We start from the raw sequence: 17,202 nt of genomic DNA on the forward strand, positions 1-17,202 counted from the left end.
TCTCAGCGGGGGAGCCGCCCTACGGCAGGATCGAGTCCACGTACCCGCCGTCCACCCGCAGCGCACCACCGGTGGTGGCGGAAGCCTGGTCGGAGGCGAGGTAGACCACCATGTTGGCGATCTCCTCGGGTTCGATGAGGCGCTGGATCAGCGACTGCGGGCGGTACTCACGCATGAAGGCGCGCTGGGCCTCGTCCCACGGAAGCTCGCGGTCGACCAACTCGTACACGAACTCCTCCACGCCGCCGGTGCGGGTGGGCCCGGCGATCACCGAGTTGACGGTGACCCCGGTGCCGGCCGCCTGCTTGGCGAAGCCGCGCGTGACGGACAGCAGCGCCGTCTTGGACATGCCGTAGTGGATCATCTCGGCCGGCACGACGACCGCCGAGTCGCTGGCGATGTTCTGGATACGGCCCCATCCGCGCTCGCTCATGCCGGGCAGGTACCGGCGGATCAGCCGCACCGCGGCCAGCACGTTCACCTCGAAGTAGCGGCGCCACTCGTCGTCGCTGATCTCCAGCGGGTCGGCAGGGGCGAAGATGCCGAGGCTGTTCACCAGGATGTCCACCTGCGGCAGCACGTCGGCGGCGCGCCGCGCGCCCTCTTCGGTGGTGACGTCGGCGACGACCGCGACGGGCTCCGCGCCGGGCGCGTCGCGGCGGATGTCGGCGACGGCCTGTTCCACCCGCTCCTCCGTCCGGCCGTTGACCCCGACCCGGGCCCCGGCCCGGGCCAGGCCGGTCGCGATGGCGGCGCCGATCCCCTGGGTGGAGCCGGTGACCAGCGCGGTACGTCCTGTCAGATCGATGCGCATGAGCGGACCTGTCCTTCGAGCTCTCGTGCGGGTGGGATCAGTCGCGGTCAGTCGTGATCAGTTCCCCTACCCGGTCCGTGCCCGGCGCAACGGCAGTTCCCCCTCGCGGCATTCGGACGGCCCCGGAGGACGCTCCCGAAAGCCGTGCGACGATCGGGGCGCGGACCAGCCGGGTGGCTGCCGATCCTCCCGAGAGCGGGGTCAGGTGAACGACGACGAGATACGCGCGCGTTTCGACGGTCGTGCCCGCGTCGAGCTGATCCTCGGCGATGTCACGGCCTCCGGAAGGAGTCGGATCGACGAGATCGCCCACGCGCTCGGCTACCGGCTGCTCGCCGTCCACAACCTCGGCTACGCCCGCTTCCGGCTGGACTACGAACGCGACGAGGACCCGCGGGCACGCCGCCGTACCGAGCTGACCATCGCCCGGCTGCGCGCGGGCGGTCCGCTGCTGCCGGCGGTCGAGCCGCCTCCGCCCCCGCCGCCGGCCACGCCTCCCCCGGCCCCCTCCCAGGCACGGCCCCGGCAGCCCGGCCGCCCCTGGTCGGCGCCGCCCCCGCCGCCGCCCCGCGCGGCTCCGCCCGGACCGCGGATTCCACCCCCACCGCCCTTCCCGCCGCCCCCGCCACCCGTACCCCCGGCCGACTGACGGTCCTCGGCCACGAGCCGCGGCATCATGCACCGCCCCAGGACTCCGGCCCCACGCGGCGAAGCCGATGGCCGGATGTGACAGAGAGCCGTCATTGCGGTCATCCGGCGCCGTCGCCACGATGGACGCATGTCCCCCGCACACCGAGTCGTCATCGCGGTCTTCCCGGACGTCGACCTGCTCGACGTCACCGGCCCGGCCGAGGTCTTCGCCCTGGCCAACCGGGAGACCGGCGGCCGGGCGGGCTACACGGTCCGGCTGGCGGGTCCCGGCGCCGAACCGGTCGTCACCTCGGCCGGGGTGCGCCTGGTGCCGGACCTGACCTTCGCCGAGGTGGGGGCCGCGGTGGACACGCTGCTGGTGCCCGGCGCGGTGGACCCGGGTCCGGAGGGTCCGGTGGCCCGGGTCGACGACACGGTCGTGGAATGGGTGAAGGCCACCGCTCCGCACGCACGGCGCATCGCCTCGGTATGCGTGGGCGCGCATCTGCTCGCGGCCGCCGGACTGCTCGACGGACGACGGGCGACCACGCACTGGTCGACCGCGGCCCAACTCGCCGCCGAGCACCCGCGGGTGAGGGTCGACGCCGACCCGATCTTCGTCCGCTCCGGCCGGGTGTGGACCGGGGCGGGCATCAGCACCTGCATGGACCTGGCGCTCGCCCTGGTGGCCGAGGACCACGGCGAGGACTTGGCGCTGGCCGTGGCCCGACAACTGGTGATGTACCTCAGACGGCAGGGCGGCCAGAGCCAGTTCAGCGTGCCGCTGAGCCGGCCGGTGGCGGCCCGCAGGGACATCGACGAGCTGCGCGTGTTCATCACGGAGCACCTCGACGGCGATCTGTCGGCGCCCGTGCTGGCCGAGCGCATGTGCCTGAGCGAGCGTCACTTCGCCCGGGTCTTCCGCCAGGAGACGGGCACCAGCCCGGCCTGCTACGTGGAGGCGGCCCGGGTCGAGGCGGCCCGGCGGCTGCTGGAGACCACCGACCAGCCGCTGGAGCGGATCGCGTCAGCGGTCGGGATGGGCTCGGTGGAGACGCTCCACCGAGCGTTCCGCAAGCAGATCAGCACGACCCCGGCCTCCTACCGCCGGCGCTTCCGCACGACGTCCTGACAAGCACGACGTCCTGACCCGCACGACGTCCTGACACGCACCACGTCCTGACACGCACCACGTCCTGACACGCACCACGTCCTGACACGCACCACGTCCTGATCCACACCACGTCCTGACACGCACCACGTCCTGATCCACACCACGTCCTGACCCACACCACGTCCTGACCCGCGCCTCTTCCCTCCCGCGCTTCTTCCCTCCCGTACCTCTTCCCTCCCGTACCTCTTCCGACCCGGCGAGCCGTCGCGACCGCGGCCTCGCCATGCCTCCATGCCTGATTCCCCTCCGAAAGGAACCTCTCGCCCATGAACGCCTCCGCGACCCTCCGCAGCGTGATCGGCCTCGACGACACGCTGCCCCGCCTCGCCGACACCACCCTGATCATGATCGACTTCCAGAACACCTACCGCACCGGCGTCATGGCCCTCGAAGGCGCCGAGCCCGCCCTGGCCGCCGGGGCCCGGCTGCTCGCCGCCGCCCGTGCGGCGGGCACGCCCGTGGTCCATGTCGTCAACGACGGCGGCGACGGCACCCCGTACGACATCCGCGCCGAGATCGGCGCCATCAGCCCCGAGGTGGCCCCGGTCGAGGGCGAGCCGGTCGTCGTCAAGCAGGTCCCCAACGCCTTCCACGCCACCGACCTGGAGAAGACCCTGCGCGACCTGGGCGCCGGACCCGATCTGGTCCTCGCCGGGTTCATGACCCACATGTGCGTCACCTTCACCGCCCAGGGCGCCTTCAACCTCGGCTACCGACCCACCGTCGTCGCCGAGGCGACCGCCACCCGCTCGCTGCCCGCGCCCGACGGCGGCACGGTGCCCGCAGCCACGCTGCAGACGGGCAGCCTGACCACCATCGGCGACCTCTTCGGCCGCGTGGCACCGACCGTCGAGCACCTCACCCACACCGTGTGACGCGGGGGCGCTCCCCGAGGTCATCGAGAGCGATGACCTCGGCGGAGGGCGGGTTGCACACGCTGCGCCTGGCCTCCGCGGTGACCAGCGACGCGGGCGTACAGGTGTGCACCCAACGCCGAGCCACGGAGCCGAGGAGAACGCCACGCAGATCGTGCTGGGGGTGAGCCGTCGGCGTTCCTGCCAGTACGCCTTCAGCCCGGCGTCAGCGCCACGGTCGCCCGTGAGTCCCCGACCGAAGGTGCCGGCCGGAGAGGCAGGGGGTTCCCGGGTCGCGCGGCCGATGAGGCGTCAACTGCTTTGCTAATGTGATCTTTTGACTGCACAAGTCGGATCATCCACACGGGGGCAAGGATGACGTTCAACGACGAGTGGGCACGTCTCACGTCGGAGGCCGCAGGACGCCAGGCGGCGGTCGGGATGCGGCTCAATCAGGTGGCGCCGGGGCCCGGCAGCGGATCGAACCACGATCTCGTCGTCACCCAGGACGACCTCGGCGCGGTCGGACACGAAGCGTTCCGGCTCCACGACGAGCTCCGCAAGGGCGCCGACATAGCCGGGTCCGGCAGCGACAAGCAGGGGTCGGGCACGACGGCACAAGCCGCGAAGGAGCTGTCGGACCGCAATCTGGCCACCGGCGCGGAGCTGTTCACCACGCTCTCGGTGTGGAGCTCCCAGGTCGACACCGTCCTCCAGATGTGTGCCCACATCTCGAACCACCTGGACTATTCGAAGAAGTCCCATGCCGCGGAGGACGCGGCCATCGCCGCCAGACTGCGCCACCGGGACGGCAGGGCGGTCTCGGTGTCCGAGATCTCGTCGTACGTGAAGTGACGGGAGGTCGACAACCAGTGGGGACCTTCACCTACACCGATCTCGTCGAACTCGACCTCTCCAAGCTGAACAGCGCGGTCGCGAGCTGGAAGTCCGTGGTCGGCCACCTCGCACGACTCAGGGCGGACGTCGGCGACACCCTGGTCCGCAAGTCCGACAAGGCGCGCTGGGAGGGGGTGAACGCCAGCGTCACCAAGGGCTTCGTGAACAGCACTGCCAAAGAGTTCGGCGACCTGCACACGGAAGCTCTCAGCATCCACAACGTCCTGGCCGACGCGTACGAGGAGCTGACGCAGATCCAGAGCCGTGCGAAGAAGCTGGCCGAGGACGCCCGCCTCGGTAACCCGGCGCATACGCCCGAGCCCGATCCCGGCCTGCTGGTCCTCGATGGCGGCAACGGCACCGTCAAGGTGATGGAGCTGCAATGCGACGCGAAGGGCACGTCGCAGCGCACCAAGGACATGATGCAGTGGTACGCCGATACCCTCACCGGACTCGTCTCGCACGCCGCCGAGGTCGACGCCGCCACCGCCCGGGCGCTGCGCCGGAGTCACGGGGGCGACCCCCACAACGCCGGGCACGCCACGTACACCTCGCTCGACGAGGACCAGGTGCCCCGCGCCATGAAGCTCGCCGCCCTCGGAGAGGGCGCAAACGAGAAGCAGCGGGACGAGCTGCGACGGCTGTGGGCATCACTCAGCCCCGAGGCCCGCGCACAGATGTGGGCGAAGCAGCGGGACGACCTCCTCGCCGCCGGGCTCTTCGGTCCGCAGTCGAAGCAGGTCTCGGCAGACCGTGGCGCCGGCCGCTACGACGTCGAGTCCCCGGGCGCTCGCGATCTCTGGATCCAGCTCCAGGCGAACGGCATATCCAACACAGGTGACTTCATCGGCCACACAGATGCCGCACGCCACATGGACCACTACCTCCGAGGTCTGGGTACCCCGATCGATCTGGACGTGGACCGCATGTTGAGGGACGACGACGTTCTGCGGACCACGGCGGACTACGCCATCGAGGACCGGCAGGAGAAGTGGCGCCGGGACGCCCTGGAGGCGTTCGAGAAGTCGGGCGGAAAGCCGGTCAGCATCCCTGTCGAGACACCGCCTCGGAGCTACGAGCACTCCGACCGGAACTGGTACCTCGCGATCGGCAGCGGCATGACCAACACGACGGGTGTCGTCAACGTCGAGCCCGGGCCGGACGGAAAGCCCAAGGTCAGCCTCGAGTACCAAGTGAATGTCTGGGACCGGTACAACTGGGACCCCGGCAAGAACACCCCGATCGGACCGACCACCGTGACCGACGCGGACATGGCCCGCCTCCACACCACGGGACTGGCCCAGGAGTTCGACATGAGAGGCAGCGGTACGGTGCAGCGCCACGATCTCGGCGCGGCCGGTGCCCCGCCCGGCCCCGTCGAGCCGGGGCGGGACGGCACCCGCGCCGACCTGGGGCGGAACGGAGACGCGCGATGAGGGCGAAACGGATGGCGGTCGGGGCGGCGCTGGGGTGCGTTCTGCTCGGCGGTGCGATGGCCGGGTGCGCCTCAGGCAGCGACGGTGGCTCGGGCGGCGAGAGGGGCGGCCGGGACCTCGGGCGCGGGCAGGAGTCGTCCTGGGACGAGAAGGCGACACCCGCGAGTGTGAGCAAGCAGATGGGCGTCGCGATCCCCGCCGGGGCCACCGACTCCCGCGCGGCGTACCGGCACGGGTTCCAGGACGACGGACTGCTGCTGACCTTCACCCTGCCCACGGCAGACGTGGACGCCTTCGTCGCGACCCTGCGCCCCGAGGAGGAGCTCTTCACCCGCGCCGCCCCGCGCAAGAAGGTCGCCACGCCCATGACGCCCTTCTCCCGTCTGGGGCTGCCGGAGCCGGAGACCCTGGGTGACGTCCGCGAGGGCCAGGTCTGCGCGCCGTGCGGCGGGGAACTGAACGCGCTGACCGTCGCCGTGCACCGGCTCGACGGCGGCGACTCCAGCCGGGTGTACCTGCGCGCGGTCGACTGACCGGGGTGAACAGCGCGGTCGACCGACCGGGGTGAGCAGCACGGTCGACCGACCGGGGTGAGCGGTGCGGGCGGGCGGGATGCGGGGTGCGCCCGCTGCTCCGCAGCACCGCGTCGTCCGTTTGCCGATAATCCGCTACGGATCGACTTTGGCTACCCTGGCAGGCATGACCGCCATGGCACCCACCCGCACCGAACCCGACCTCTCCTTCCTCCTCGACCACACCAGTCACGTCCTGCGTACGCAGATGAGCGCGGAGCTCGGGGAGATCGGGCTCACCCCCCGGATGCACTGCGTCCTCGTCCACGCCCTCGAGGAGGAGCGGACGCAGGCGCAGCTCGCCGAGATCGGGGACATGGACAAGACCACGATGGTGGTGACCGTCGACGCGCTGGAGAAGGCCGGACTGGCCGAGCGCAGGCCGTCCGGCACCGACCGGCGGGCGCGGATCATCGCGGTGACCGAGGAGGGGGCGAAGGTCGCCGCCAAGAGCCAGAAGATCGTCGACGGGGTCCACGAGAGCGCCCTGACCTCCCTGCCCGGCGACGAGCGCGAGGTGCTGCTGCGGGCACTGAACCGCCTGGTCACGGGGCATCTCGAAACGCCCGCGGAGGGCACCAGGCCGGCCCGTCGGGCGCGCCAGAAGGGATAGCGGAGACCAGCCGGGCACGGCGATCACCCGACCCTCGATCCGTAAAAGATAGTCTGCAACAAAACTATCTGCTACGGTCTCTCCTGTTGGCTCCCGACGACAGGAGAGACCGCCATGCCTGCCACCTCCACCCCCGCGGCGACGGCCGTCCCCGCGCGCTCCCGCTGGGTCGCCCTCGGCGTCCTGGCCACGGGGATGCTGATGACGATCCTCGACGGCAGCATCGTCACCGTCGCCATGCCGGCCATCCAGAGCGACCTCGGCTTCACCCCGGTCGGACTCAGCTGGGTCGTCAACGCCTACCTCATCGCCTTCGGCTCGCTGCTCCTCCTCGCCGGCCGCCTCGGCGACCTGATCGGCCGCAAGCGGATGTTCCTCGCGGGCACGGGAGTGTTCACCGCCGCCTCGCTGCTCGCCGGCGTCGCCACCTCCCCCGGCGTCCTGATCGCGGCCCGCTTCCTCCAGGGCGTCGGCAGCGCGATGGCCTCCGCCGTGAGCCTCGGCATCCTCGTCACGCTCTTCACCGCACCGCGCGAACGGGCCAAGGCCATCGCCGTGTTCAGCTTCACCGGCGCGGCGGGAGCCTCGATCGGGCAGGTCCTCGGCGGAGTCCTCACCGAGGCGCTCACCTGGAACTGGATCTTCTTCATCAACCTCCCGATCGGCATCGCGGCGCTCCTCGTCGCCCTCCCCGCGCTGCCGGGCGGCAGGGGCCCCGGCCTGAAGGCCGGAGGCGGCGCGGACGTCATCGGAGCGCTGCTCGTCACCAGCGGACTGATGGTCGGGATCTACGCGGTCGTCAAGATCGAGGAGTACGGCGCCGCTTCGGCCCACACCGTCGGCCTGGGCGCGCTCTCCCTCGCCCTCATCGCCGGCTTCCTCCTCCGCCAGGCCAGGGCCGCGAACCCCCTGATGCCGCTGCGGATCTTCCGCTCGCGCAGCGTCTCGGGCGCCAACCTCGTCCAGATGCTGATGGTCGCCGCGCTCTTCTCCTTCCAGATCCTCGTCGCGCTCTACATGCAGAAGGTCCTCGGTTACGGCGCCGCCAAGACCGGTCTCGCGATGTTGCCGGCCGCGGCCGTCATCGGCGCGGTGTCCCTGGGCGTCTCGACCCGGCTGATCGCCCGCTTCGGAGAGCGCAACGTCCTGCTCACCGGCCTCGTCCTCCTCTTCGGCGTCCTCGGACTGCTGACCCGGGTGCCCGTGAACGCCTCGTACGCCACCGACCTGCTGCCCGTGATGCTGCTGGCCGCCGGCTTCGGCCTCGCGCTCCCCGCCCTCACCTCGCTCGGCATGTCGGGTGCGAAGGAGGAGGACGCGGGGCTCGCCTCCGGCCTGTTCAACACCACCCAGCAGATCGGCATGGCGCTCGGCATCGCGGTCCTCTCCACCCTGGCCGCTTCCCGCACCGAGTCCCTCGCCACGGCGGGCCGCCCCGCCGCCGAGGCCCTGACCAGCGGCTACCACCTGGCCTTCGGGGTCGGCGCCGCCCTGATCCTCGCCGCCTTCGTGGTCGCGCTCACCGTCCTGCGGCAGCCGAACCGTGGAGCGACGAAGGGGCGGAGGACGGAGACGCAGGGGACGGAGACGAAGGAGACGAAGACGCAGGGGACGGAGACGCAGGTGACGAGTGGCCAGGAGACGCAGAGTCAGGAGACGACGAAGCAGGAGACGCGGGGGCAGCGTGCCCGGGTCGCAGCCCCCACCGCGTGAGGGCCACCCCCACCAGCACGACCGCCATCCCGGCCACCACCCGTACCGTCAGCGGTTCGTCGAGCACGAGGGCCCCGAGCGTCACCGACACCACCGGCAGCAGATAGCCGACGGTCGCGGCGCTCGTCGGGCCCTCTTCCGCGATCATCCGGTAGTTGAGGTGGAAGGTGAGACCGGTCGCGAAGATGCCGAGGACGACGACCGCGAGCACCCCCGTCCACGTCGGCCGGGCCTCGCCGCCGGAGGCCAGGGCGGGCACGCTCAGGACCGTCGCCGTCAACAGCTGCGCGGCGGAGAGCGCCAGCGGCGCGGTGCCCCGGTCGGTGAGCCGGCGGGCCATGTACGCGAAGGCCACCGCGTAACTCGCCGAGGCCGCCAGCAGGGCCGCCGCGCCGAGGCTCATCAGACCGCCGCCCCCGCTCCACGGGGCGAAGATCAGCAGGACACCGGCGAAGCCGAGGACCAGACCGACGAGCCGGGCCGCCGACAGAGGGCGCTCCGCGCCGAGAGCCAGGCCGATGAGCAGGGACCAGAGCGGAGTGGTGGCGTTCAGGACGCCCGCGGTACCGCTGCCCACGGTCTGCTCGCCCACGCCGAACAGGAAGAACGGCAGGGCGTTGCAGAAGAAGGCCGCGACGACGAGACGCCCCCAGGTCCCCCGGTCCCGGGGCAGCCGCTGCCGCGCCGCGTACGCGAGGGCGAGGAGCACGCCGGCGCCCAGCAGGCACCGGACGAAGGTGATCCACCCCGGAGTGAGGCCGTGGTCGAGTGCCAGCTTGATCCACAGGAAGCCGGAGCCCCAGAGCAGGGCCAGGACTCCCATCCGTATCGCCGATGTCATGGCCTCCACGGTCCTCGTCACGACTCGACAGGACAAGCGAAGAATCATGCATCCAGCGTTAAGCTGTGCTACATGCTGGATGTGAGACGTATGCAGGTGCTCCGGGCCGTCGTCACCAGCGGCTCCGTCACCGCCGCCGCGGCGAACCTCGGCTACACCCCCTCCGCCGTGAGCCAGCAGATCGCCGTCCTGGAGAAGGAAGCCGGCATCGCCCTGCTCGAACGCTTCGGCCGGGGCGTCCGCCCGACCGCCGCGGGGCGGCTGCTCACCGAGCACGCGGCCGTGATCGGCCGTCAGGTCGCGGAGGCGGAGACGGCCCTCGCGGATCTGCGGGCGGGCCGCACGGGGCGGATCGTGGTGCGCTACTTCGCCACGGCGGGCGCCGATCTCGTCGCCCCGGCCCTGGCCCGGTTCCGGGCCGAACACCCGGGGGTACGGGTCGATCTGCGGCTGGTGGGCGAGTCCGCGGCGGACGACGAGGAGCAGGCGGACCTCACCCTCGTCGTACGGCCCCGGGGCGCGACCGGCGAGGGGGTGCGGCTCGTCCATCTCCTCGACGACCCCTACCGTGTCGTCCTGCCCAAGGGCCACCCGCTCGCGGACCGCCGGGCCGTCGACCTGGCGGAGCTCGCCGACGAGCCCTGGGTCGGCAGCGAGCGCCCGGGCCCGTGCCTCGACGCCGTCCTGGAGGCATGCGCGGCGGCCGGGTTCACCCCGGACATCGCGGTGGAGTGCGAGGAGTACGCCACCGCGCAGGGCTTCGTCGCGGCCGGTCTCGGCATCAGCCTGGTGCCCCTGCTGGGCCTGGGCAGCCGCCATCCGCAGGTGGCCGTCCGCCGGGTGCGCGGCCCGGAACCGGTCCGCTCGATCCACGCGGCGGTACGGGAGTCCTCCCTGACCCTGCCCGCCGTACGCGGCCTCCTGTCGGCACTACAGAACGACTGACCGGCCCGGTACGGCACTTCGGAACGGCCGCCCGGCCCGGTGCCGGCGCCTCGCAACGACTGACCGGCCCCGGCGCCGGCGCCTCAGAAAGGCCGACCGCCCGGTGCCGGCACGTCACAACGGCCGCCCGGCCGCACGACTGACCAGCCCCCCGGTGCCGGCGCCTCAGAACGCCCGCCCCGTCCGCTGCCGGCACCTCACAGAGCCTGCGCGTCCGTCAGGCAGGTCGGCAGCGGGTTGCTGTGGACGATGTCCAGCCGGGAGACGGCCCGGGTGAGCACGACGTAGAGCCGGTGCAGGCCCCGTTCCTCGGCCGCCACGATCGCGGCGGGCTCGGCGACGACGACGTGGTCGTACTCGAGCCCCTTCGCCGTCGTCGCCGGCAGCACGGTCAGCCGCGAGCCCCCGGCCCCCTCCAACGCCCGCGTCAGCGGGCCGACCTGGCCCTCCGCCGCGATCACGCCCACCGAGCCCTCCTTCGCCAGCGCCGCGCGGACCGCGTCGACGACGCCCTGGGCCACGTCCGCGACCCGGGCGACCGTCACCTCCCCGTCCGCGCGCAGCGACCGCCCGGCCGGCACGTCGGTCCCCAGCTCCGGCAGCAGCCGGTTGGCGAGCTCGACGATCGCGGCCGGCACCCGGTAGCCCGTGGTCAGCGGCACGATCCCGGCCTCCGGCTTGCCCAGATGGGCCAGTTGCTCGCGCCAGTCGCGCGCCGCCCACGGGGTGGTGCCCTGGGCCAGGTCGCCGAGCACGGTCAGCGAACCGAAGACCGCCCGGCGGGCGATCGCCCGGCACTGCATCGGGGACAGGTCCTGGGCCTCGTCGACGACGACATGGCCGTAGCCCTCCGGGCGGGCGATCAGCCCGGCCAGTTCGTCGAGCAGGACGAGGTCGGCGGCGCTCCACTTCGCCGAGCGGTGGGAGCGGGGCGGCTTCGTCCAGCGGATCGCGTCCCGCTCGGCCTCCGACAGGGCCTCGTCCCGCGGATCGGTCAGGACCTCGGCGAGCACCTCCTGGGGTGTCGTCCTCGGCCAGCAGGCGTCCACGAACGCGGAGACCGGCCGGGCCCGTTCGGTCCTCCTCACCCAGGCGTTGCCCAGGGGCCCGGCCCGCCGTTCCGCCGCGAGCTGGAGGACGCGGACGACCCGGGCGCGGACGCGTTCGCGGCCGGTGGCGTAGGGCGGGGCCTCCTCCCGTACCGCCGTGACGATCTCCGCGAGCTTCTCCGGCCCGACGCGCAGCCGGAGCGGGCCGTCGGCGAGGGCCAGCTCCCCTTCGGGGACGGCCACCCGCGCGTACAGGGCCCGGCGCAGCACCTCCGCCATCCGCGCGTCGTGCTTGACCCGCGCCGCGGCCTCGCCGTCCACCGCGCGGACCTCGTGGAGGGCGATCTCCTCGTCGACGGTCGACTGCCGGATCCCCGTCTCGCCGAGGGCGGGCAGCACCTCGGAGATGTAGGAGAGGAAGGTGCGGTTGGGGCCGAGGACGAGGAGGCCGGAGCGGCGGACGCGCTGCGGGTGGGTGTAGAGGAGGTACGCGGCCCGGTGCAGGCCGACGGCGGTCTTGCCGGTGCCCGGCGCGCCCTGCACGCACACGGAGGCGGTGGGCTCGGACCGTACGAGATCGTCCTGTTCGGGCTGGATGGTGGCGGCGATGTCCCGCATCGGGCCGACCCGGGGGCGCTCGATCTCCCCGGACACCAGGGGGCTGAGGCCGGGATCCTCGCCGGCGGTGAGGTACTCGTCCTCCAGGCCGGTCAGATCGGCCGAGTCGCCCAGGCTGTACGGGGCCCAGCCGAACCGGCGCCGCCGCACCAGGCCCTGCGGGTCGTGCGATCCGGCCTGGTAGTAGGCCCGGGAGACGGGAGCGCGCCAGTCGACGACGAGCGGCGGCGCGGCCGGGTGTTCGGCGATCCTGCGGCGGCCGATGTGGTGGGTCTGGCCGTCCTCGCGGTCGAGGCGGCCGAAGAAGAGGGGGCCGGGTGGCTGCTCGCCGAACTCCTTGGCCTGGGTGCGCAGGTGGTAGCCGAGCGCTTCGGCGTCGGCACCTGAGGCCGAGGCGTTCTCGCCGATGACGACCTGTTCGGCCACGTCCTCGGCCATCCGGGCCAGGGCGGCGTGGCAGGCGTCGTGGTGGGTCCGTTCCTGGAGGAGTTCATGGTCGAGAGACGTCATGCGCCCAGCCTAGGCGAATAACGTTACCGAGTTAAATTTCTTATCGAGTTACAGATGCTGGGTCACCCGTACGCGAGACCGTCCCGCAGCGCGCGGAACGCCCCTTCGGCAGCCGCCACCGCGTCCGGATGGACCGCGTCCGCGCTCTCCCCCGCCGCGATCCGGCGCACGTTCTCCTCTGCCAGGATCCGCAGGACGGCCACGATCTGGCCGGCCGCGAGCCGCGCGTCCAGGCCGGCGCCACCGCCGCCCAGCGCTTCCGCGAGGGCGGCCTCCGACCGGTTCTGGTACGCGTGGAGCCGCGCGACCAGCGCCGGAGTGCCGTACAGCAGGCGCTGGAAGGCGAGGACGGCCGGGTGGTCGCAGAGCCCGGTCACCGGCTCTCGCAGCTCCAGACCGGCGAGGACGTGCGCCCGCAGGGCATCGAGCGGCGCGACCCCCTCGCCGCGCCCGGCCACCACGCGGGCCGCCTCGTCCTCGTGGTCCGCGAACCGGTAGAGCGCCAGGTCCTCCTTGGTCGGGAAGTATCTGAAGAGGGTCGGCTTGGAGACCTCGGCGGCGGTCGCGATCTCGGCGACCGGAACCGCGTCGAAGCCCTTCTCCAGGAAGAGCGTGATGGCGGCCTCCGAGATGGCCTGCCGGGTCCGCTCCTTCTTCCGCTCCCGAAGCCCGGTCACTTCCCGCCCTCCCGCTCCACCAGCAGCGCGACCCCGTCGAGGATCCGCTCCAGACCGAAGCGGAACTCATGGTCCGGCTCGTCCGGCTCGTCCATCACGCCCGAGTCGAGCATCCGCGCCACCGCCGGATAGCGGGCCGGATCGGCGAGGCGCCGCAGGGTGTGGCCGTACCGGGCGAGCACCTCCTCGGGGCCCTGCCCGCTCGCGCTGATGACGGCGGCGAGGTCGGCCATCATCAGCGCCTCGTTGCGCACGAATCCGCCGACCAGCATGATCACCGAGATCTTGGCGCCCTCGTCGAGACCGGTGCCCTCCAGGGCCTCCATCGCCCGCTCCCACCAGGCGACCGTGTTCGGCGTGGCGGGCGGGCCGGAGAGCGGGACGCGGAGCATCCAGAGGTTGCGGTGATAGACCTCGCGGATCGCCCAGGACCAGTGCTCGATCCCCTCGCGCCAGCCGGTGCCGGCCGGGAGCGGCGCGGGCGGGGCGCCCGTGGCCACGTCCTGCATCAGGACGTACAGCTCGCTCTTGGCGCCGACGTACCGGTAGAGGGACATGGTCGAGACGCCGAGCTCCTTGGCGATCCGCCCCATGGAGACCGCGTCGAGCCCCTCCGCCGAGGCGATGCCGGTGGCCGTCGCCACGATCCGGTCGAGGGTGAGCCCGGGCTTGGGGCCCTTGGAGGGGCGCTCACGCAGCCCCCAGGCGGCCTCGATGCTCGCGGGCAGGAAGCCTCCGCCGCCCCCGCTCTTGTCGTCCGCCACCACAGCCGCCCTTCATCCGCTTGACGACCATCCTAGTAATGCGTAACCCTTACACAGTAACGCGTAAGGCATACGCAGTAGCGATCCAGGGGGAACCGCCATGCCATCCGCCATCGAAGCCACCGGGCTGCGCAAGGGCTACGGAGAGCTCACCGTCCTCGACTCCCTCGACCTCCGCGTCGAGCAGGGCACCGTCTTCGCCCTGCTCGGCCCCAACGGCGCCGGCAAGACCACCACCGTCCGCATCCTCGCCACCCTCACCGCACCCGACGCCGGGCACGCGCGCGTGGCCGGGCACGACATCGCCACCGAACGCTCCCGGGTCCGCCGCGCCATCAGCCTCACCGGCCAGTTCGCCGCCGTCGACGAGACCCAGACCGGCAGCGAGAACCTGCGCATGATGGCCCGCCTCTCGGGCCTCTCCCGCGCGGCCGCCGACCGGCGCGCCGCCGAACTCCTGGAGCGCTTCGGCCTCACCGCCGCCGGCGGGCGCCTCGCCCGGACCTACTCGGGAGGAATGCGGCGCCGCCTCGACCTCGCGGCCGGGCTCGTCCGCGACCCCGAGGACACCGCGGTGATCTTCCTCGACGAACCGACCACCGGCCTCGACCCGCGCAGCCGCATGGAGCTCTGGCAGGTGGTCCGGGACCTCTCCGACAGCGGCACCACTGTCTTCCTCACCACCCAGTACCTGGAGGAGGCCGACCGGCTCGCCGACCGCATCGCCGTCATGGACTCCGGCCGGATCGTCGCCGAGGGCAGCGCCGACGCGCTCAAGTCACGCGTCGCCGGCCACCGCCTCGACCTCGTCCTGCGCGACCACGACGCCTACCTCCGGCTCGCGGACCGGGCGGGCCGGCGCTCACCCGACGCGCCCGCCCCGAGCCACCACTCCCCCGACACCCTCACCCTGGGCCTGCCGACCGACGGCAGCGCCGCCGAGGTACGGGCCCTCCTCGACGCGCTCGACCCGGACCGCACGGACATCGTCCGCTTCTCGCTCCACACCGCGACCCTCGACGACGTCTTCCTCGCCCTGACCGACAAGGAGACCGCCCATGTCTGACGTCCTCACCGTGACCGGCACCCTGACCGGCCGGGGCATCCGCATCAGCCGCCGCAACATCGACGCCGTCATCACCTCGATGATGCTGCCGCTCATGCTGATGCTGATCTTCGTCTACTTCTTCGGCGGGGCCATCGACACCGGAACGCGGTACGTGACGTACGTCGTGCCCGGGGTCCTCATCCTCTGCTCGGGATTCGGCTCGGCCGGGACCGCCGTGGCCGTCAGCGAGGACATGAAGGGCGGCATCATCGACCGGTTCCGCTCGCTCGACATCGGCGGTACGCCGATCCTCGCCGGCCATGTCGGCGCCAGTGTGGCCCGCAACCTCATCTCCACCGCGCTCGTCTTCGGAGCCGCCTTCGCCATCGGCTTCCGCCCCTCGGCCACACCTCTGGGCTGGCTGGCCGCGATCGGTCTGCTCGTCGCCTTCATCACGGCGATCTCCTGGCTGTCCGCGGCCGTCGGACTGCTCACCCGCACGCCCGAGGCGGCGGGCGGAGTCACCTTCTTCATGATGTTCCTGCCCTACCCGAGCAGCGCGTTCGTGCCCATCGAGACCATGCCCGGCTGGCTGCACGGCTTCGCCGAACACCAGCCGGTGACCCCGGTCATCGAGTCGCTGCGCGGACTGCTCCTCGACCAGCCGGTCGGCAACACCCCGTGGATCGCGCTGGGTTGGTGCGCCGCTCTGCTCGCCCTCGCGGTCACCGCGTCCGGAGCGCTCTTCCGCCGCCGGACGGCGTGACGGCCACGCGGCCGGTACCCGACGGTCAGAAGATGTCCGGGCACCAGGGCCGGCGGGAGGTCCGCAGCAGGGCGTCCGCGCGGGCCGCGGCCCCCGGGGTGACCTCCTCGACCCGGCCGAGGGCCGCGAGCCGTACCACCGACTCGTCACCGAGCGAGAGCGTGCCCAACTCGGCGATGTCGAGGGCGAGATCGGCCGAGGCGGTGGACGGCGCGCATGTGGCGCCGTCCGGGGAGGCGTCCAGACGGTAGCGGCCGCCCGCCAGACCGGCCGGGTCCCGCAGATCGAGGACCAGGCTGCCGGAGGTCCCGTACGTACGGCCCTCCAGGACCTTGGCCACATCCAGCACCCGGACCCACAGCATGTCGGCCTGCGTGGTGATGTGGGCGGCCCGCGGGTCGGGCAGCAGCAGCGGGAGGAGGTCGTCGGGGGCGCGGTTGCCGGACTTGACCGTGGTGACCCAGTCGATCGAGCACAGATAGCGCCACAGCGCCCGCTCGGCCGCCGGCGTGACGGCGATCAGATCCTTGACCTTGGCCGTGTTGAGGGGCTGCTTGGCGTCGCCCCAGGTGTCGTCGCAGGTGTAGGCGGCGAAGCCCTGGGGCTCGCCGCCCTCGTCGCGGAAGACGACGTAGAAGGGCTCGGTCCACGGGGAGTTGTGGAAGGCGAGACCCGTCTCGACGTCCCAGCGGCGGCTGTCCCGCTCGACCATCCCGGCCCGGACGCCGGCGAGCCCGCGGTGCAGCCCGGGGCCGATCTTGCGGATCTCCTCGCCGTCGGCGAACTCGATCCGGCCGCCGTCCTCGGGCCGCCCGGTGCGCCGCGGGTCGAGACCGGCGCGGCGGACGTCCACGGTCCACTCGGCCGTCCAGGTCGCGGGGCCGAAGCCGTACCGGCCGTAGATCGGGTACTCGGCGGCGATGAGCGTGGCGACCGCGTCGCCCCGCTCCTTCGCGGCGGCGAGATCGCGCGCCATCATCCGGTTGAGCAGCCCCTGCCGGCGATGCGTGGCGGACACCGTGACGCCACTGACGGCGTCGGCGACGAGCGAGCCGCCGCCGACGGCGCTCAACTCCTGCGTGAACGAACGGAAGGTGGCGACCACCCGGCCGCCGTCGAAGACGCCGAGCACACGGGAGAGATCGGTGTGCGGCAGCCGGTCGGCGACCTCCTCGTCCGTCACCACCGGCGGCCGGAGGAACCCGGTATTGACGGCCCGGAGCCAGTCGGGGTACTCGGACTCGCCGACAGCGCGCACCTCAAGAGTCATCCTCCGAGGCT

The 17,202-nt window shown here is 72.4% G+C and carries 16 protein-coding genes and 1 pseudogene; 11 read left to right on the forward strand and 6 right to left on the reverse strand.

Features of this window, described 5'->3' with window-relative positions; genetic code table 11:
* Positions 1 to 19: 19 nt before the first annotated feature.
* Positions 20 to 814, reverse strand: a complete 795-nt coding sequence (locus ACFVZW_RS04535) for an SDR family NAD(P)-dependent oxidoreductase (RefSeq protein ID WP_384516615.1) — start codon at positions 812 to 814, stop codon at positions 20 to 22.
* A 205-nt stretch (positions 815 to 1,019) separates the two neighbouring features.
* Here ACFVZW_RS04535 and ACFVZW_RS04540 point away from each other — a divergent pair, with 205 nt between their 5' ends.
* From ACFVZW_RS04540 to ACFVZW_RS04575, 8 genes are all read left to right on the forward strand, one after another.
* Positions 1,020 to 1,463, forward strand: a complete 444-nt coding sequence (locus tag ACFVZW_RS04540) for a hypothetical protein (protein ID WP_384516618.1) — start codon at positions 1,020 to 1,022, stop codon at positions 1,461 to 1,463.
* 129 nt (positions 1,464 to 1,592) lie between these two features.
* Complete coding sequence (locus ACFVZW_RS04545) at positions 1,593 to 2,576, forward strand: GlxA family transcriptional regulator (RefSeq protein WP_384516621.1); 984 nt, start codon at positions 1,593 to 1,595, stop codon at positions 2,574 to 2,576.
* Positions 2,577 to 2,884: 308 nt separating this feature from the next.
* On the forward strand, positions 2,885 to 3,493 hold the full coding sequence (locus ACFVZW_RS04550) for an isochorismatase family protein (protein WP_384516624.1): 609 nt from the start codon (positions 2,885 to 2,887) through the stop codon (positions 3,491 to 3,493).
* A gap of 354 nt (positions 3,494 to 3,847) precedes the next feature.
* Entirely contained in the window at positions 3,848 to 4,327 is a 480-nt protein-coding gene (locus ACFVZW_RS04555; protein ID WP_384516626.1) for a hypothetical protein, read from the forward strand.
* A 17-nt stretch (positions 4,328 to 4,344) separates the two neighbouring features.
* Positions 4,345 to 5,805: a hypothetical protein gene (locus ACFVZW_RS04560; RefSeq protein WP_384516629.1), complete on the forward strand. Its 1,461-nt coding sequence runs from the start codon at positions 4,345 to 4,347 to the stop codon at positions 5,803 to 5,805.
* Positions 5,802 to 6,338 carry a hypothetical protein gene (locus ACFVZW_RS04565; protein WP_384516632.1) on the forward strand — a complete coding sequence of 179 codons (537 nt, stop codon included), beginning with the start codon at positions 5,802 to 5,804 and terminating at the stop codon, positions 6,336 to 6,338. The genes ACFVZW_RS04560 and ACFVZW_RS04565 overlap by 4 nt, the downstream gene beginning before the upstream one ends.
* Before the next feature lie 166 nt (positions 6,339 to 6,504).
* On the forward strand, positions 6,505 to 6,990 hold the full coding sequence (locus ACFVZW_RS04570; RefSeq protein ID WP_384516634.1) for a MarR family winged helix-turn-helix transcriptional regulator: 486 nt from the start codon (positions 6,505 to 6,507) through the stop codon (positions 6,988 to 6,990).
* 114 nt (positions 6,991 to 7,104) lie between these two features.
* The gene (locus tag ACFVZW_RS04575; protein ID WP_384516637.1) at positions 7,105 to 8,703 is read left to right on the forward strand and encodes an MFS transporter; all 1,599 of its coding nucleotides are present in this window, start codon (positions 7,105 to 7,107) and stop codon (positions 8,701 to 8,703) included.
* Here the strand turns inward: ACFVZW_RS04575 and ACFVZW_RS04580 are convergent.
* Positions 8,668 to 9,544 (reverse strand): annotated as a pseudogene (locus tag ACFVZW_RS04580) (DMT family transporter); the annotation flags it as partial. The gene ACFVZW_RS04575 and the pseudogene ACFVZW_RS04580 sit on opposite strands and share 36 nt — an antisense overlap.
* A 72-nt stretch (positions 9,545 to 9,616) precedes the next feature.
* Here ACFVZW_RS04580 and ACFVZW_RS04585 point away from each other — a divergent pair.
* Complete coding sequence (locus ACFVZW_RS04585) at positions 9,617 to 10,489, forward strand: LysR family transcriptional regulator (protein WP_384516639.1); 873 nt, start codon at positions 9,617 to 9,619, stop codon at positions 10,487 to 10,489.
* 197 nt (positions 10,490 to 10,686) lie between these two features.
* Here the strand turns inward: ACFVZW_RS04585 and ACFVZW_RS04590 are convergent, their stop codons facing one another.
* The 3 genes from ACFVZW_RS04590 to ACFVZW_RS04600 all read right to left on the reverse strand — a co-directional run bounded on the left by ACFVZW_RS04590 (position 10,687) and on the right by ACFVZW_RS04600 (position 14,107).
* Positions 10,687 to 12,666 carry a HelD family protein gene (locus tag ACFVZW_RS04590; RefSeq protein ID WP_384516642.1) on the reverse strand — a complete coding sequence of 660 codons (1,980 nt, stop codon included), beginning with the start codon at positions 12,664 to 12,666 and terminating at the stop codon, positions 10,687 to 10,689.
* A 62-nt stretch (positions 12,667 to 12,728) separates the two neighbouring features.
* Positions 12,729 to 13,343 (reverse strand): TetR/AcrR family transcriptional regulator, encoded by a 615-nt coding sequence (locus ACFVZW_RS04595; RefSeq protein WP_384516645.1) that lies wholly within the window; start codon positions 13,341 to 13,343, stop codon positions 12,729 to 12,731.
* The gene (locus tag ACFVZW_RS04600; protein WP_384516647.1) at positions 13,340 to 14,107 is read right to left on the reverse strand and encodes a TetR/AcrR family transcriptional regulator; all 768 of its coding nucleotides are present in this window, start codon (positions 14,105 to 14,107) and stop codon (positions 13,340 to 13,342) included. The genes ACFVZW_RS04595 and ACFVZW_RS04600 overlap by 4 nt, the downstream gene beginning before the upstream one ends.
* Before the next feature lie 100 nt (positions 14,108 to 14,207).
* On the opposite strand from ACFVZW_RS04600, the gene ACFVZW_RS04605 reads away from it, so the two are divergent.
* Together ACFVZW_RS04605 and ACFVZW_RS04610 are read left to right on the forward strand one after the other, a co-directional pair.
* Positions 14,208 to 15,173 (forward strand): ATP-binding cassette domain-containing protein, encoded by a 966-nt coding sequence (locus ACFVZW_RS04605; RefSeq protein WP_384516650.1) that lies wholly within the window; start codon positions 14,208 to 14,210, stop codon positions 15,171 to 15,173.
* Complete coding sequence (locus ACFVZW_RS04610) at positions 15,166 to 15,921, forward strand: ABC transporter permease (protein ID WP_384516652.1); 756 nt, start codon at positions 15,166 to 15,168, stop codon at positions 15,919 to 15,921. Before ACFVZW_RS04605 ends, ACFVZW_RS04610 begins: the two co-directional genes overlap by 8 nt.
* Before the next feature lie 25 nt (positions 15,922 to 15,946).
* Here ACFVZW_RS04610 and ACFVZW_RS04615 read toward each other — a convergent pair whose 3' ends face one another.
* Positions 15,947 to 17,191 carry a GNAT family N-acetyltransferase gene (locus ACFVZW_RS04615; RefSeq protein WP_384516655.1) on the reverse strand — a complete coding sequence of 415 codons (1,245 nt, stop codon included), beginning with the start codon at positions 17,189 to 17,191 and terminating at the stop codon, positions 15,947 to 15,949.
* Positions 17,192 to 17,202 lie beyond the last annotated feature (11 nt).

Origin of the sequence: Streptomyces sp. NPDC059567 (genome assembly GCF_042735655.1) — a bacterium.
Taxonomy (GTDB): Bacteria; Actinomycetota; Actinomycetes; order Streptomycetales; family Streptomycetaceae; genus Streptomyces.

Excerpts from the sequence above, each read along its gene's own strand:
- ACFVZW_RS04535 (WP_384516615.1), bottom strand. The coding sequence starts at position 814 with ATGCGCATCGATCTGACAGGACGTACCGCGCTGGTCACCGGCTCCACC.
- ACFVZW_RS04545 (WP_384516621.1), top strand. The coding sequence starts at position 1,593 with ATGTCCCCCGCACACCGAGTCGTCATCGCGGTCTTCCCGGACGTCGAC.
- ACFVZW_RS04550 (WP_384516624.1), top strand. The coding sequence starts at position 2,885 with ATGAACGCCTCCGCGACCCTCCGCAGCGTGATCGGCCTCGACGACACG.
- ACFVZW_RS04555 (WP_384516626.1), top strand. The coding sequence starts at position 3,848 with ATGACGTTCAACGACGAGTGGGCACGTCTCACGTCGGAGGCCGCAGGA.
- ACFVZW_RS04565 (WP_384516632.1), top strand. The coding sequence starts at position 5,802 with ATGAGGGCGAAACGGATGGCGGTCGGGGCGGCGCTGGGGTGCGTTCTG.
- ACFVZW_RS04570 (WP_384516634.1), top strand. The coding sequence starts at position 6,505 with ATGACCGCCATGGCACCCACCCGCACCGAACCCGACCTCTCCTTCCTC.
- ACFVZW_RS04575 (WP_384516637.1), top strand. The coding sequence starts at position 7,105 with ATGCCTGCCACCTCCACCCCCGCGGCGACGGCCGTCCCCGCGCGCTCC.
- ACFVZW_RS04585 (WP_384516639.1), top strand. The coding sequence starts at position 9,617 with ATGCTGGATGTGAGACGTATGCAGGTGCTCCGGGCCGTCGTCACCAGC.
- ACFVZW_RS04590 (WP_384516642.1), bottom strand. The coding sequence starts at position 12,666 with ATGACGTCTCTCGACCATGAACTCCTCCAGGAACGGACCCACCACGAC.
- ACFVZW_RS04605 (WP_384516650.1), top strand. The coding sequence starts at position 14,208 with ATGCCATCCGCCATCGAAGCCACCGGGCTGCGCAAGGGCTACGGAGAG.
- ACFVZW_RS04610 (WP_384516652.1), top strand. The coding sequence starts at position 15,166 with ATGTCTGACGTCCTCACCGTGACCGGCACCCTGACCGGCCGGGGCATC.
- ACFVZW_RS04615 (WP_384516655.1), bottom strand. The coding sequence starts at position 17,191 with ATGACTCTTGAGGTGCGCGCTGTCGGCGAGTCCGAGTACCCCGACTGG.